Below are 14823 nucleotides of genomic sequence, written 5' to 3'. Positions count from 1 at the left end.
CGGCGACTATCGGGGCTGCCACGCCCGTACGAGGTCCTCCGGTCCCCAGTGCGCGGCCAGTGGCAGATCATCGGCCACCCCACAGCGGGAGACCGCGACCAGCGGGGTGTCCGGGGCGGTACCGGGGACAGCGAGCATGACGCGTGCCAAGGCGTCGTACTCATGACGGCCGAAGGGCTGAGCCTCCAGCCACTTGACCGACCCGACGAAGTGCACCTGCTGGGCCACCGGCTCACGGTCCGCGCCGATGAGGTCGATCTCGGGGTTGTTCTGACGGTTCCACCAACCGCCGATGGCCTCGGTCTCGGGCCACTCGTCATTGGGCATCAGACGCAGCAGGGACTCGCGGACCAGCGGCTCGACCGCTCGCCCGCGCCAAGTGCTCCATGACCGCTCGATGCGTTCCAGTGCCAAGTCACCGCGACCGCGTTCGATGAGCGGGATCGCGCGCGCCAGGAAGGCCAGCCAGAAGCGCAGATACGGGTCGGCGATGCGGTAACGCTTGTTCTTGCTGTCCGGCTTGACGGACAGGGGGAGATCAGCGGCCAGGACCCGCTTGGCCTGCAGCGTGGTCAACAGCGGGGAGAGCGTGCCGGACGGCAACGCGCCTGCGCCGCCGGCCTGGGCTGCGATCGCGCTGAACGTGCGCTCACCGCTGCCGACCGCTTCCAGTACGGCCCGTGAGTGGGAAGCCTCGGGGAATTCGCCCAGCAGGGACAGTTCACCGGCCACCAGCAGGGGCGAGAGAGGATTGGCGACCGAAGCCTGCAAGAAGGCCGTACGTCCCATACCCGGCCGCCATGACTGCACGATCTCGGGGAATCCTCCAGTGATCAACTGGGCATCGACGGCCCCGGCGGCGTCGAGCTCCGTCATGGCCTGCACGTCGGCCAGGTTCAGGGGGTGGACGGTCATCTTCGCTGCCCGGCCGAAGAACGGGCGCCCGTACGACTGCAGTGCCTCCATCACCGACGTATCGCTGCCAACGAGCAGCAGAAGCACGGGCTTGGAAGACAGGTGGCGATCCCAGACGGTTTGGAGTGCGCCCTCGAACTCCTGATCCTGCTCGACCAGCCAGGGCACCTCGTCGATCACCGCGATGCTGGGTGAGTCGTCGGGTACCGCGAGCGCCAGCGAGCGCAGGGCCTGGTTCCAGTCCTGCGCCTGGAGGCCGGCAACCAGCTCCACCCCCGGCAGTGGCGACTGCGCGAGGGTCGCGGCAAAGTCGGCGCGCTCAGCCACGGGGTTACGCCCCCGGGTGGCCTGGAACACCACGTACGGCGCTCTTGAGCGGTCGCAGAACTCCTGAGCCAGTCGCGACTTCCCCACTCGGCGCCGGCCCGTCATGATCACCGCCCGCCCGCGAGTGGCTCCGGCCCCCGCTGCCACTGTCCGGTACTGCTCGGCCAGCAGTTCAAGATCTCCGACCCGGCCTTGGAACTCCACGACCCACTCCAGGCAATCAACGTAGATAGATTATTACGTAGATTGAATCTTACTTCAGTTCTGGCGGCCTGACGGCCTGGCGGATGGAGGGGAAGTGGCGCCGGATCAGTCACGAGTCGAAGGGACCGTGAACGACGGGGGCTGTGTCGCCAGCTTCTTCTTCGTGTACGTCTTCACGTAGGTGTCGAGGTACGGCGAGCGCTTGCCTTCGGTGGCCTGGTCGTCGGAGGGGTCGTCGACGGAGAGGCCGAGGCGCGCGTCCGTCACCTTGATGCGGTCGCCGGTCGGGGTGTCGATCCACGCGCCGTCATGGACGGTGCCGATCTCGACGGCCAGGGAGTGGCCGGCCTTCAGACGCCAGTCGGTCGACTTTAGGTCCATGGCCACGTGGCCGGAGGCATCCACGATCGCCACCTGCTCGTCGAACATGACGGCGGAGCGGTCCCGCGCGACGTCGTACAGCTTGACCATGACGTTGCCACTGCCCTCGGTGTCCATCTCGATCCTGGGCGTCCCGGTGATGCGGATGTCGCGCTCGACCGGTTCGGACCACGTGAGGAAGCTCGCCGAGTCGCCGGGCTCGCCCTGGTCCACGTAGGACCCGTCGCGCAGCACCACGTCGGCGGACCGGTCCGACACGGGCCAGGTGTCCTGGGAGCGCCAGGCTCCGGTGCTGTCCTGGACGGCGAAGGCCGGGTAGTCGGTCGTGGGAGCGATCCCCTTGAGGTGCTGGTCGTAGAAGGACATCACTTCCTTGAACCAGCCCGCCCGCCCCATCTGCAGACGCCCGTCCTCGGTGCGGTCGTTGCCGCGTACGTGGTCCCACTGGCCGAGCCAACCGCGCTCGGTGCCCTGGTGGCCCGCGAGGTACTCCTGCATCGCCTCCGGCTTGGTGTTCGACTCGATGAAACCCTGGGTGAAGAACAGCGGGGTGTCGCTGCCCTTGGCCTGCTTCGCCAGATCGCGCTGTTGCCAGTACGGATCCTCGGGGTCGGCCTTGAGGTTGTTGTCCGTGTTGTACGCGGTGCACTCGGGGTGCTTCAGCTCGTACCGGCTGTTCTTCTTGTAGCGCTCCTGGTCGTCGGGCAGCGGCGGCAACTGCGCTATCTGGTTGTAGGAGTTGGGGGCGAGGACCCCGCCCAGTTTCGGCACCCTGTTGGAGCGGGTCAGGCGGTACATGTCCCAGACGGGTTCCTGGGCGACGACGGCCTTGAGCGCGTCCTGGTCCAGGTTGTTGCCGACCAGGGCGGTCGTCGCGTCGTACGACTTGCCGTACATGCCGACCTTGCCGGTGGACCACGGCTGCTTCGCCGCCCAGTCGATCGCCGCCTCGACGTCGGCCTGCTCGCCCTTGCCCATGTAGTCGAGGCAGCCGTCGGACCCGCCGAAGCCACGCAGGTCCACCTGCACCAGGGCGTAGCCCCGGTCGAACAGATCGCCTCCCTCGACGAGGTCCTCGAAGCGTGCGGACGGGCCTGTCTTCGGCCACTTCTCGTCCGTGAGCTCTCCGGAGTGGCCGAAGTAGGCGCCGACAGAGAGGATGACCGGCACCTTCGCGCCCTGGGACAGTTTCTCCGGCAGCAGGACATCGGCGTGCAGCTCGATGCCGGAGCCGTCCGAGGAGGGGAAGTAGTGCTGTGTCCACGCCGCGCCCTTGGGGACACGGTCGTTGTCCCTGTGTGTAACGGGGTCCTCGGCGGTGGCCACCGTGGGGGCAGCGGACTGTGCCGCGCCGGCAGGGCCGACGGACCCACCGGCCAACGCCAGCGCGGCGACCGCCGCAGTGGCCGCGGCGGGCACGGGAATCTTCTTCATGGTCTCCTCCGGAAACGACGTGCGGCCGACCTTGAGTTCGGCGGGAACGAGGGGTTCTGCTGATGCGAGGTGGCAGCGTGCCGGCTCACTGGGTCGCCGGCTCTACGAGCCGCTTGCTCGTCCGGCGGAACGCCCAGAAGACGACCAGCAGAGCCAATGCGAGCAGGGGCACGCCCATACCGACCTTGGCGAGCGCCAGCCAGCCCGTGGCGTCACTTTCGTAGAGCCACTGCTGCACGCCGAACCGTGCTGCGAACAGCACGGTCAGGGTGGCGGTGGCGATGTCGTGCGCCAGCAGGCTGGGGCGGTCGCCCCGCCACGCGTGCCTGTTGCCGTGCAGCGCGTTCCACAGCAGGCCGGTCACCGGCCTGCGGGCCAGCAACGTGATGATCAGAAGCACCGCGCCCGCGCAGCTCGCCCAGATGCCGATCAGGAAGAAGCCGCCCGCCGAGCCGGTCCACGCCGCGACGCCGCCGGCGGTCGCGACTCCGAAGAGACCGCCGGCCGCCGCGCTGAACGGCTCCCCCCGCGCCATCCGCCACACGGTGATCAGCAGGGCCGCCGCGAGTGCGATGCCGATCGCGAGCGGCAGCCCGAGAGCGGCGTTCGCCGCGACGAACGCCGAGATCGGGATCGCCGTGTACACCATCCCCTTCGTACCGCCGAGTTGGTCGAGCAGCTTCTGATGCGCTTCGCTCTGCGCGGCGGGCCCGGCCGGTGTCCTGTCGGCGGGGTGGTGCCCGGCCGTGTCGATGCGGTGGTGCTCGGTCATGGCGTCTCCTCGGTCTTCGCGAACCCGTGCCGTCGATGCGATGGGAACCACGAAAAACCGTGCCGTCACGGCACAGTCAAGCCCTTCCGGAGGGGTGGGGTGGCGCTTGACCGTGCCGCGACGGCATGGTTTCGAATGGAGTGAGTCGAGGCCACGCGCAGACGCGCGAGGAGCCGAACGGAGTGCGAAGCCATGGCATGGAGCACGCGTGAGATCGCCGAGCTCGCGGGCACCAGCCTGCGGGCGGTACGGCACTACCACGAGGTCGGTCTGCTCGACGAGCCGGAACGCCGGGCCAATGGCTACAAGCAGTACGGCGTGGCCCACCTCGTGCGGCTGCTGCGCATCAAGCGCCTGGTCGATCTGGGGTTCCCCCTGTCCCAGATCGCCGAGATGGGCGAGTCCGATGATCATCCGGAGGAGGCGTTGCGCACGCTCGACGCCGAACTGGCGGCCACCATCGAACGGTTGCAGCGGGCCAGGATGGAACTCGGGTTCATCCTGAAGAAGTCGGTTCCGACCGACCTGCCTCCGGAGTTCGCCGCGGCCGCGGTCGACACCCCGATGTCCGACGCGGATCGCTCGTTCGTCACCGTGATGAGCAGGGTGCTCGGCCCGAAGGGCACGGCGGCCTATGCGGACCTGATGAGGAACCCCGTAATGGATGCCGCCGGTGAGAAGTTCGAGCGGCTGCCCGCCGACGCCGACGAGCAGACCCGCGCCGACGTCGCCGAAGGACTGGTCGCCTTCGTGCACTCGCTGTACCGGCAGCACCCGGGTCTGAGCACCCTGCCCGCCGACGCCCCGCGCGGCGAGAAGTTCGCGAAGAAGACCGTCGGCAAGGCCGTCCAGGACATCTACAACGACGCCCAGGTGGACGTCCTGCGCCGGTTGGGCGTCCTGCTCGCCGAAGCGCGGCGGGACTCCGAGCAGCAAATCACCCCCTGAGCTGCGCAAACGCAGACCAGGGGGCGATTCGAGGTGACGCTGGACGTTGAAGCCGAACTCCAATGTCTGTTCAGCCTGATCACGCTCCCCAACTCTCGTGCCTCGCCTGCCGTCCGCCCCTCACAGCGACCAGGCGGTCAGCAGATCGCCGGGACCGTAGGTGGCGTCAAGTCCCGGACAGTCGACTCCACTGCGCGAAACCGCCACGACTGGAACAGGTTCGTCGGTGAGGGCGGCCCGGTGTCGATGGAGAGCGGCCAGATCGTGCCGGTCGAAGGGCGACTGCTCCAGCCACTTGATGGAGCCGACGAAGAGCAGTTCTTTGGCAACGGGAGCGCGATCCGCCCCGACGATGTCGATCTCGACGTCGTTGGTACGGGTCCAGTAGCCGCCCACTGCGGGGGCAGCGGGGAGCCGGTCGTCGGGCAGTATCCGGGCGAGTGCCTCGCGAATGAGGGGCTCAACGGCCCGGCCGCGCCAACTGGTCCAGCTCTCCCGGATCCGCGCCAACGTCAGATCGCCCCGCCCCCGCTCGATCTCCTCCATGGAGGGGCCGAGCAGGTGCAGCCAGAACCGCAGGTAGGGATCTGTCACGCGGTAGCGGCGATCCTTCGACGGACGCGGCGACACGGGCAGCTCCGCGGCGACGATCCGCTTGTCGGTAAGCAGCCCCAGCGCTCGCTGCAGCGGTGTGGCCCCGATTCCGCCGGCTGCCCGGGCGATGTTGGTGAAGGTCCGCTCACCACTGCCGACAGCCGCCAGCACCGTACGCGCCTGGGCCTGCGGGGGAAATTCGGCAGCCAGCGACCGCTCGGCCGACACCAGCAGGGCCGAGACCGGGTCACTCAGCGCCTCACCGAGGAAGTCCCACAGCCCTGTGCCCCGCGGCCACTCCGCGCAGATCAGCGGCAGCCCGCCGGTGACCAGCGCGGCGTCGAAGGCTTCTGCCGGATCCAACCCGAGCATCCGCCCGACCTCGGCGGGGTTCAGCGGTCCCAGCACCATCTCCCGGCCGCGCTGGTGGAAGGGTCGTCCGTAGCTGTTCAGTGCCTCCATCATCGACAGATCGGAGCCGATGAGGACCAGTAGCACCGGCTTGGCCTCCAGCACCCGATCCCAGGCCCGTTGCAGCATCCCCTCAAAGGCGCCATCGGCATCCATCAGATACGGCACTTCGTCGATGACCAGCACGCTCGCCCGGTCGGCGGGCAGCGCCGCGGCCAGCACATCGAACGCGGCGTCCCAGCTCTCCGGCCGCGCGGCGGCCACCAGCCCCGCCAACGGCAGAGTCGACGCCTGGGCGTCCCGGGCCAGCCGTGCCAGATCATCCCTGGGTGACGCACCGGTCGCCGCATAGAACAAGAACGGGGCTCCGGAACGCTCCGCGAACCGCTCGACCAGTCGCGACTTGCCCACCCGGCGCCGCCCACGCAACATCACGCACCGACCGGGCCGCTCCCCGCCAACCCCTGTCGCTACCTTCTGCAGCTCTCGCTCCAGTGTCGCCAGCTCCTGGCTACGGCCTACAAAATCCACCACGTCTGCCGACCTCCACGCATGACACTAACAACGATGTTAGTAACATAGACGTTACTCCCAGCACGGGAAAAAACCAGGGGCCCGACTCCGAAGAGTCGAGCCCCTTCTGACCGGTGCTTTTGTCAGATCAGTGATGTGATGGTCTGCCACCCGCTACACGTTGAACCTGAACTCCACCACATCCCCGTCCTGCATCACATAGTCCTTGCCCTCCATGCGCGCCTTGCCCTTGGCGCGGGCCTCGGCGACCGAGCCCGTTTCGACGAGGTCGGCGAAGGAGATGACCTCGGCCTTGATGAAGCCCTTCTGGAAGTCGGTGTGGATGACACCGGCGGCCTCGGGGGCGGTGGCGCCCTTCTTGATGGTCCAGGCGCGGGATTCCTTGGGGCCTGCCGTGAGGTACGTCTGCAGGCCGAGGGTGTTGAAGCCGACGTGGGCGAGCCGGGCGAGGCCGGCCTCCTCGACGCCGACCGACTGGAGGAGCTCCAGGGCTTCCTCCTCGTCGAGCTCGGCGAGGTCCGCCTCCAGCTTGGCGTTGAGGAAGATCGCCTCGGCCGGGGCGACCAGAGCGCGCTGCTCGGTCTTGAATGCCTCGTCGGTCAACTCGTCCTCGTCGACGTTGAAGACGTAGAGGAACGGCTTGACGGTGAGCAGGTGCAGGTCGTGGAGGAGGGCCTCGCGCTCCGAGTCCTGCTTGATGCCCGCGGCGAACAGGGTCTCGCCCGCGTCCAGGATCTCCTTCGCCGCCTCGATCGCGGCCACCTTCGGCCCGACGTCCTTCTTGATCCGCGACTCCCTCTGGAGGCGCGGCAGGACCTTCTCGATGGTCTGCAGGTCCGCGAGGATCAGCTCGGTGTTGATCGTCTCGATGTCGTCCTTCGGCGAGACCTTGCCGTCGACGTGCACGACGTTCTCGTCCTTGAAGGCGCGGATGACCTGGCAGATCGCGTCGGACTCACGGATGTTGGCGAGGAACTTGTTACCCAGGCCCTCACCCTCGCTCGCACCGCGCACGATGCCGGCAATGTCGACGAAGTCGACTGTCGCCGGAAGGATCTTCTGCGAACCGAAGATCTCGGCCAGCTTCGTCAGACGGGCGTCCGGGACGCCGACCACGCCCACGTTCGGCTCGATCGTGGCGAACGGGTAGTTGGCCGCCAGCACGTCGTTCTTGGTCAGGGCGTTGAACAGGGTCGACTTGCCGACATTCGGCAGACCGACGATTCCGATCGTGAGCGACACGTTGCGACTTCCCGTACGTGAGTGAGGTGTGGAGGACTGGGGCTTGGGCTGGGCCCGGGTCCTTCTGTGTGATGCGCGGGCCGATCCACCAGTCTACGGCGTGCGGGCCCTCGCACCGGCGAGGTATCGAACGCTTGGCCAAGGTCGATCAAAGGGCGTGTCTCTGGCCGCATTCCACACATAAGCCCACCTAAGTTGGACCAGTGGAGCAACACAGGACGCGCCCCCCTCAGTCACAGCCGCGACGCGGCACGCCCCTCCCCCCGCAGGCCGGGCGGGGTGGAGCCCGGACGGCCCGGCAGGACGGTTCCGGTGCCCCGCGGACCGCGGCGGCGTCCGTGTCGCCGCTGGTGCAGGCGGTACGCAGGTTTCCCAACCCCCGGCTCACCGGTCTCGGCAGCGGGCTGTTCTGCGCCGCGTCGATGTTCGCGCTGGCCTGTCTCGACCAACTGCTGTTCGGGGCGTCGCTCGTCGTCTACGGGGTGCTCTTCCTGCCGGTCTGCGCGCTGACCGCGGTGTGGGTGCGCCGGGCCGATCTCGTCACGGCGCCGGTCGCCGTGCCGATCGCGTTCGCCGTGGGCCTGCTGCCCATCGCCGACAGCGACGGGGGGATCGGGGGGCGGCTGATGGGGCTGTTCACCGCGCTCGCGATGCATGCGGGGTGGTTGTACGGGGGGACGCTGGTCGCCGGTCTTATCGTGACCGTTCGTAAGGTGCGGTTGATGAGTCGGCGGGCTGCGCAGCGGCGGGCGGCGGCCGCCGAGGATGTGCGGGCTCCGGCCCAGCCTCGGCGTCGTACGGTCTGAGGCAGGGGGGTTCTTTCCCCCACCCCACCCCTTCCCGAAACTGGGGGCTTCGCCCCCGGACCCCCGTTTGGTTGTTCGTATGCTGCGGGGTGTGGGGGCTGGGCGCGCAGTTCCCCGCGCCCCTTCGGGGCGCCCTTCCGCCTAGGCCGCCTTTGCTGCCCTCATGGCTGCGCCCACGATGCCCGCGTTGTTCTGCAACTGCGCCGGGACCATCTCTGCCTTGATGCCCTCGATCAGGGGGAGGAACTTGTGGGACTTGCGGCTGACTCCGCCGCCGATGATGAAGAGCTCGGGTGAGAAGAGCATCTCCACGTGGGCGAGGTACTTCTGGACGCGGTGCGCCCAGTGCTCCCAGCTCAGCTCGTGGTCGTCCTTGGCCTTGGTGGAGGCGTGCTTCTCGGCGTCGTGGCCGTTCAGCTCCAGGTGGCCCAGCTCCGTGTTCGACACGAGGACGCCGTCGGTGAAGACCGCGCTGCCGATGCCCGTACCGAAGGTGAGCAGGATGACCGTGCCCTGCCGGTCGCGTCCCGCGCCGAACTGCATCTCGGCGACGCCGGCCGCGTCCGCGTCGTTCAACAGCGTCACCGGCAGCCCGCCCAGCCGGTCGCCGAGCAGGGCGCGCGCGTCCGTGTCGATCCAGCTCTTGTCCACGTTGGCCGCCGTGCGGATGGTGGCGCCACCGGTGACCACGCCCGGGAAGGTGATTCCGACCGGGCCGGTCCAGCCGAAGTGGCCGACGACCTCCTTCACGCCGTCCGCCACCGCGTCGGGCGTCGCGGGGTGCGGCGTGAGCACCTTGTAGCGCTCCTCCGCCAGGTCGCCCCGGTCCAGGTCCACGGGCGCGCCCTTGATCCCTGATCCGCCGATGTCCACACCGAAGATCTGCATGGCCCTACGTTACGTCGTACGACTGACAGTCACTCGGCCGAGGGGGTGCTACCGGTCCGCTCCGCCACCAGGGCCGCCGCCTCCGCGCGCAGGTCGCGACGGAGTTCCTTGGGCAGGGAGAACGTGATGGACTCCTCGGCCGCCTTGACGATCTCGACGTCCTCGAAGCCGCGGGTGGAGAGGTACTCCAGGACCTGCTCGACGAGGAGTTCGGGCACGGAGGCACCGGAGGTGACACCGATCGTCGAGGCGCCCTCCAGCCAGCTCTCGTCGATCTCGTCGGCGAAGTCCACGAGGTACGCCTCACGCGCACCCGCGAGCTTGGCGACCTCGACGAGCCGTACGGAGTTCGAGGAGTTCTTCGACCCGACCACGATCACCAGGTCCGCCTCCGCGCCCATCTGCTTCACCGCGAGCTGACGGTTCTGCGTTGCGTAGCAGATGTCGTCACTCGGAGGGGAGATGAGCTGCGGGAACTTCTCCTTCAGCGCGTCCACCGTCTCCATGGTCTCGTCGACCGACAGCGTGGTCTGGGAGAGCCAGACCACCTTGGAGGGGTCGCGGACCTCGACCTTGGCGACGTCCTTGGGGCCGTCGACCAGCGTGATGTGGTCCGGCGCCTCACCGGACGTGCCGATGACCTCCTCGTGGCCCTCGTGCCCGATCAGGAGGATGTCGAAGTCCTCGTCCGCGAACCGGACGGCTTCCTTGTGGACCTTGGTGACCAGGGGGCAGGTCGCGTCGATGGTGGCGAGCTTTCCGGCCGCGGCCTCGCCGTGGACGACCGGGGAGACGCCGTGCGCCGAGAACATGACGATGGATCCCTCCGGGACCTCCTCCGTCCGCTCGACGAAAATCGCGCCCTTCTTTTCCAGGGTCTGCACGACGTACTTGTTGTGGACGATCTCGTGGCGGACATAGATCGGGGCCCCGTATTGCTCCAGGGCCTTCTCGACGGCGATCACGGCACGGTCGACACCCGCGCAGTAGCCACGGGGGGCGGCGAGCAGGACACGGCGGCCAGTCGAAGCAGTCATGCACCCCATCGTAAGGCCGCGTCCGACGGGTCGAAGATCGCCTCCTTGGGGAGACTGGGCGAGGGCTGGGGAAACCGGGAGGGGTGGGACCGGGCGCGACTCACGGAGGCATTGATGTCCGATACGGAGACCACGGCACCGGCGACCGGCGAGGAGCCCCGGCTTCGGCGGAACCTCGGCTTCCGTGACCTGGTCGTCTACGGGCTGCTGTTCATCGCCCCCATGGCTCCGGTCGGGGTCTTCGGAACGCTCGACGCCAAATCACACGGCGCCGTGGCGCTGGTCTACATCGTCGCCACCGTCGCGATGGCGTTCACCGCCTTCAGCTACGCGCAGATGGTGCGCGTGGTCCCCCAGGCGGGCTCGGTGTTCGCCTACGCGCGCGCGGGGCTCGGAAAAGAGGCGGGGTTCGTCGCCGGCTGGATGGCGATGCTGGACTACCTGCTCATCCCCGCCGTCGCCTACCTCTTCTCCGGGATCGCGATGAACTCCCTGGTCCCGGAGGTCTCACGCTGGGTGTGGACGGCGCTCGCGGTCGTCGTCACGACCCTGCTGAACCTGTGGGGCGTACGGGCCGCGGCGCGCGTCGGCTTCCTGGTGCTCGCGATGGAAATCGTGGTCCTCCTTGTCTTCGTCGCATCGGCGGTCGTCGTCCTCGCGCGCGACGGGGCGCAACGGGACTGGTGGTCGCCGCTGTCCGGCGACGGGACGCAGGGGGCGTTCGCCCTGTCGGCGGTGCTCGGAGCGGTGTCGATCGCGGTCCTCTCCTACCTCGGCTTCGACGCGATCGCCTCCTTCGCCGAGGAGGTCACCGGGGGTTCGGAGAGGGTGGCCAGGGCGGTGCTGTTCTGTCTGGCCCTCGCCGGTGTGCTGTTCATCGCGCAGACGTATCTCATCGCCCTTCTGGAGCCGTTGTCGTCCGCCCAGCTCGCCGCCGATCCGGCCGGGCAGGGGTCGGCCTTCTACGACGCCGTGGACGCCTCGGTCGGGACGTGGCTGCACGATCTGGTGGCCGTGAGCAAGGCGATCGGTGCGGCGTTCGCCGCGCTGGCCGGGCAGGCGGCGGCGGGGCGGCTGCTCTTCGCGATGTCCCGGGACCGACGCCTCCCCCGGGTCCTGTCGAAGACGGACGCCGGAGTGCCGCGGGTCGCGCTGCTCTGCGCGGCCGTCATCACTCTGGTCGCCGCGGTGTGGGCGGCGCGGCGGGACGACGGTATGGACCACCTCGTGTCGGTGGTCGACATCGGTGCGCTGACGGCGTTCACGCTGCTGCACGCCAGTGTGGTGGGCTGGTTCGCCGTACGTCGGTTGGGTGGGCCGATGGTGTGGTGGCGGCACCTCCTTGTCCCCACCCTCGGTGCGCTGATCACTGTCGCCGTGATTTTCGAGGCCTCTTCGGCGGCTCAAGTGGTGGGGGTCGTTTGGCTGGTGATCGGTTTTGGTGTGCTCGTGAGGCAGCGGGTCGCCTCCGGCGGTTGATCGTTGCCCTGGACCGGTGCCGAGCACATACCGATTTCGCCCCCGCCGCCCCTACCCGTCCCATCCCTGAGGGCTCCGCCCCCAGACCCCCGGCCCCGAAGGGGTGTCTTGGGTGGTGTGCACACTGCCGGCCGGTGGGGGCTTGTCGCGCAGTTCCCCGCGCCCCTAAAAGACAACAGCCAACGGCCGTGAAGCGGGGTCGGGGTCTGCACCGCAGGCCCCACCTACCCGCTGTCGGCTCTCCGGCGTGAGGGGTCGTGTCGGGGTGTCCGATCGCCGCGGCAACGTGCCATGACTGGATATCCCAGAGCGGCGATCGGATATCCCGTCGCGGCACCGACCCCACCACCCACCACCCCAGGGGCGCGAGGAACTGCGCGACCAGCCCCCACCCAACCCGCAGACAAACACACCGGCCCAACCGGCGGAGCCGACGGCTACCCTCGCGGCATGGCTCTCAACACGTCCCCCGACACCCCGCTCCCCGTCGGCGAGGTGTCACGGCTCATCGGCGGGTGGATCGACCGGCTCGGAGCCGTATGGGTCGAGGGACAGATCACCCAACTGTCGCGCCGCCCCGGCGCCGGCGTCGTCTTCCTCACGCTCCGCGACCCGTCGTACGACATCTCCGTGAGCGTCACCTGCTACCGGCAGGTGTTCGACGCGGTCGCCGACGTCGTGAGCGAAGGCGCCCGCGTAGTCGTCCACGCGAAACCCGAGTGGTACGCCCCGCGCGGCCAGCTGTCGTTGCGGGCCACCGAGATAAAGCCCGTCGGAGTCGGCGAACTGCTCGCCCGGCTGGAGCAGTTGAAGAAGTCCCTCGCCGCCGAGGGACTGTTCGCCGCCGAGCGCAAGAAGGCGCTGCCCTTCCTCCCGCAGCTCATCGGCCTCGTCTGCGGACGCGCGTCCGCCGCCGAGCGCGACGTACTAGAAAACGCCCGCCACCGCTGGCCCGCCGTCCGCTTCGAGGTGCGCAACGTCGCCGTGCAGGGCGTGCACGCCGTCCCGCAGGTCGTCCAGGCCGTGAAGGAGCTGGACACGCTCGACGACGTCGACGTGATCATCGTGGCGCGCGGCGGCGGCAGCGTGGAGGACCTGCTGCCGTTCTCGGACGAGCAGCTCGTACGGGCCGTGGCGTCCTGTCGTACGCCCGTCGTGTCGGCCATCGGCCACGAGCCCGACAACCCGCTCCTCGACCACGTCGCCGACCTGCGCGCCTCCACACCCACCGACGCGGCGAAGAAGGTCGTGCCGGACGTCGGCGAGGAGTACGAGCGGGTCCAGTTCCTGCGGGACCGGGCGCTGCGCTGCGTGCGGTCCTTCATCGAGCGGGAGGAGCGGGGGCTCGCGCAGGCGCTCGCCCGCCCGTCGATAGAGGATCCGCACCGGATGGTCGACGAGCGGGCGGACCACGTCGCCTCGCTGCTCGACCGCGGCCGGCGCACGCTCGGGCACCTGCTCGACCGCGCCGATTCGGAGCTGGCGCACACGCACGCGCGCGTGGTGGCCCTCTCCCCCGCCGCGACCCTCAAGCGCGGGTACGCGGTCCTGCAGAAGTCCGACGGCCACGCGGTCCGCACCCCGGACGAGGTGACGGCGGACGAGCCGCTGCGGGCGCGGGTCGCCGAGGGCGAGTTCACGGTACGAGTCGACGGTTAGCGATGTTTAGGGTGGGCGCATGACCAGCAAGACGGACGAGACGCTCGGGTACGAGCAGGCGCGGGACGAGCTCATCGAGGTCGTACGACGTCTGGAGGCGGGCGGTACGACGCTTGAGGAGTCGCTCGCCCTGTGGGAGCGGGGCGAGGAGCTCGCCAAGGTGTGCCGACGCTGGCTGGACGGCGCCCGCGCACGCCTGGACGCGGCGCTGGCCGAGCAGAAGGACTCCGCGGAGGACACCGACTCCGAGTGACCCGGGTCAGCGAGTGACCCAGGTCCGCGCAGCCACCAGCCACCAAACGCCAGGCACCAGGCACCAGGCACCTCACCAGCCCCCGTGATCTGTGAACCGGATCACCTTGGTCCAGTTTTGGTTGAAGCTTAAACCTAATCGACGTACCGTCGAAGATGTCAGCCGATCCCCACCGGGATCCGACGCACATCTCGAGAAGGTTGCTCCATGTCCCTCGTTCTTGACCCCGCCGCCCAGGACCTGCTGTTCCGTGAGGCTCGTACCGCCAACACGTTCACCGACGAGCCGGTGACCGAGGAGCAGGTGCAGGCGATCTACGACCTGGTCAAGTACGGCCCGACCGCCTTCAACCAGTCGCCGCTGCGCATCACCCTGGTCCGCTCCGAGGCCGCCCGCGAGCGCCTCGTGAAGCACATGGCCGAGGGCAACCAGCCGAAGACCGCCACCGCCCCGCTCGTCGCGATCCTCGCCGCGGACAACGAGTTCCACGAGGAACTCCCGCACCTCTTCCCGCACTTCCCGCAGGCCAAGGACGTCTTCTTCGCCGAGCGCCCGGCCCGTGAAGGTGCCGCCTCCCTCAACGCCGCGCTGCAGGCCGCGTACTTCATCATCGGCATCCGCGCCGCGGGCCTGGCCGCCGGCCCGATGACGGGCCTGGACTTCGCCGGCGTCCAGAAGGAGTTCCTGGACGCCGACCACACCCCGCTGATGGTGATCAACATCGGCAAGCCCGCCGAGGACGCCTGGTTCCCGCGCTCCCCGCGCCTGGAGGCCGACCAGGTCATCACGACGGTCTGACGACCCTCGCCGCACGTATGACGACGGCCCCCGGCACGAATGCCGGGGCGTTCTCGTGGCCGTACAGCTTGAAGTACCAGTAGGCGTACGACGCGAACCAGTTGTTGTTGCCGCCGTAGAGGACCACCAGCGTGTCGTTGG

General features: G+C 68.8%; 13 protein-coding genes and 1 pseudogene. 6 read left to right on the top strand and 8 right to left on the bottom strand.

Annotated features, from left to right (window positions below):
- Positions 1-6 precede the first annotated feature (6 nt).
- The 3 genes from AB0I18_RS43120 to AB0I18_RS43110 form a co-directional block, all read right to left on the bottom strand.
- The gene (locus tag AB0I18_RS43120) at positions 7-1446 is read right to left on the bottom strand and encodes a DUF234 domain-containing protein (protein WP_363111248.1); all 1440 of its coding nucleotides are present in this window, start codon (positions 1444-1446) and stop codon (positions 7-9) included.
- A gap of 105 nt (positions 1447-1551) precedes the next feature.
- Positions 1552-3261 carry a CocE/NonD family hydrolase gene (locus tag AB0I18_RS43115; protein ID WP_363111247.1) on the bottom strand — a complete coding sequence of 570 codons (1710 nt, stop codon included), beginning with the start codon at positions 3259-3261 and terminating at the stop codon, positions 1552-1554.
- 85 nt (positions 3262-3346) lie between these two features.
- Entirely contained in the window at positions 3347-4033 is a 687-nt protein-coding gene (locus AB0I18_RS43110; protein ID WP_363111246.1) for a DUF3159 domain-containing protein, read from the bottom strand.
- 192 nt (positions 4034-4225) lie between these two features.
- On the opposite strand from AB0I18_RS43110, the gene AB0I18_RS43105 reads away from it, so the two are divergent.
- Complete coding sequence (locus AB0I18_RS43105) at positions 4226-4981, top strand: MerR family transcriptional regulator (RefSeq protein ID WP_363111245.1); 756 nt, start codon at positions 4226-4228, stop codon at positions 4979-4981.
- 120 nt (positions 4982-5101) lie between these two features.
- Here the strand turns inward: AB0I18_RS43105 and AB0I18_RS43100 are convergent, their stop codons facing one another.
- Positions 5102-6520: a DUF234 domain-containing protein gene (locus AB0I18_RS43100; protein ID WP_363111244.1), complete on the bottom strand. Its 1419-nt coding sequence runs from the start codon at positions 6518-6520 to the stop codon at positions 5102-5104.
- Positions 6521-6673: 153 nt separating this feature from the next.
- Complete coding sequence (gene ychF, locus AB0I18_RS43095; protein ID WP_363111243.1) at positions 6674-7762, bottom strand: redox-regulated ATPase YchF; 1089 nt, start codon at positions 7760-7762, stop codon at positions 6674-6676.
- A gap of 338 nt (positions 7763-8100) precedes the next feature.
- Between ychF and AB0I18_RS43090 the strand changes: the two genes are divergently transcribed.
- Positions 8101-8568, top strand: coding sequence for a DUF6542 domain-containing protein (locus tag AB0I18_RS43090; RefSeq protein WP_363111242.1), 468 nt, complete (start codon positions 8101-8103; stop codon positions 8566-8568).
- Positions 8569-8709: 141 nt separating this feature from the next.
- Here AB0I18_RS43090 and ppgK read toward each other — a convergent pair whose 3' ends face one another.
- Entirely contained in the window at positions 8710-9456 is a 747-nt protein-coding gene (gene ppgK / locus AB0I18_RS43085; protein WP_363111241.1) for a polyphosphate--glucose phosphotransferase, read from the bottom strand.
- Positions 9457-9485: 29 nt separating this feature from the next.
- On the bottom strand, positions 9486-10502 hold the full coding sequence (locus tag AB0I18_RS43080; protein WP_363111240.1) for a 4-hydroxy-3-methylbut-2-enyl diphosphate reductase: 1017 nt from the start codon (positions 10500-10502) through the stop codon (positions 9486-9488).
- Between the two features lie 105 nt (positions 10503-10607).
- On the opposite strand from AB0I18_RS43080, the gene AB0I18_RS43075 reads away from it, so the two are divergent.
- From AB0I18_RS43075 to AB0I18_RS43060, 4 genes are all read left to right on the top strand, one after another.
- The gene (locus AB0I18_RS43075; protein ID WP_363111239.1) at positions 10608-11972 is read left to right on the top strand and encodes an APC family permease; all 1365 of its coding nucleotides are present in this window, start codon (positions 10608-10610) and stop codon (positions 11970-11972) included.
- Between the two features lie 450 nt (positions 11973-12422).
- Entirely contained in the window at positions 12423-13631 is a 1209-nt protein-coding gene (gene xseA, locus AB0I18_RS43070) for an exodeoxyribonuclease VII large subunit (protein WP_363111238.1), read from the top strand.
- Between the two features lie 19 nt (positions 13632-13650).
- Entirely contained in the window at positions 13651-13884 is a 234-nt protein-coding gene (locus AB0I18_RS43065; RefSeq protein ID WP_363111237.1) for an exodeoxyribonuclease VII small subunit, read from the top strand.
- A gap of 207 nt (positions 13885-14091) precedes the next feature.
- A complete protein-coding gene (locus AB0I18_RS43060) occupies positions 14092-14682 on the top strand; it encodes a malonic semialdehyde reductase (RefSeq protein WP_363111236.1) in 591 nt (196 codons plus the stop codon).
- Between the two features lie 49 nt (positions 14683-14731).
- On the opposite strand, the pseudogene AB0I18_RS43055 reads toward AB0I18_RS43060, so the two are convergent.
- Positions 14732-14823, bottom strand: a pseudogene (locus tag AB0I18_RS43055) (sulfurtransferase); the annotation flags it as partial.

The sequence above is a fragment of the Streptomyces sp. NPDC050704 genome (assembly GCF_040654355.1).
Taxonomy (GTDB): Bacteria; Actinomycetota; Actinomycetes; order Streptomycetales; family Streptomycetaceae; genus Streptomyces.
The sequence above is the reverse complement of the archived record's forward strand: the minus strand, read 5'-3'. Positions and strand labels throughout refer to the sequence as shown.

Bases quoted from the DNA above. Each gene is read 5' to 3' on its own strand.
- AB0I18_RS43115 (WP_363111247.1), bottom strand. From the start codon at position 3,261: ATGAAGAAGATTCCCGTGCCCGCCGCGGCCACTGCGGCGGTCGCCGCG.
- AB0I18_RS43110 (WP_363111246.1), bottom strand. From the start codon at position 4,033: ATGACCGAGCACCACCGCATCGACACGGCCGGGCACCACCCCGCCGAC.
- AB0I18_RS43105 (WP_363111245.1), top strand. From the start codon at position 4,226: ATGGCATGGAGCACGCGTGAGATCGCCGAGCTCGCGGGCACCAGCCTG.
- ppgK (WP_363111241.1), bottom strand. From the start codon at position 9,456: ATGCAGATCTTCGGTGTGGACATCGGCGGATCAGGGATCAAGGGCGCG.
- AB0I18_RS43080 (WP_363111240.1), bottom strand. From the start codon at position 10,502: ATGGGGTGCATGACTGCTTCGACTGGCCGCCGTGTCCTGCTCGCCGCC.
- AB0I18_RS43075 (WP_363111239.1), top strand. From the start codon at position 10,608: ATGTCCGATACGGAGACCACGGCACCGGCGACCGGCGAGGAGCCCCGG.
- xseA (WP_363111238.1), top strand. From the start codon at position 12,423: ATGGCTCTCAACACGTCCCCCGACACCCCGCTCCCCGTCGGCGAGGTG.
- AB0I18_RS43065 (WP_363111237.1), top strand. From the start codon at position 13,651: ATGACCAGCAAGACGGACGAGACGCTCGGGTACGAGCAGGCGCGGGAC.
- AB0I18_RS43060 (WP_363111236.1), top strand. From the start codon at position 14,092: ATGTCCCTCGTTCTTGACCCCGCCGCCCAGGACCTGCTGTTCCGTGAG.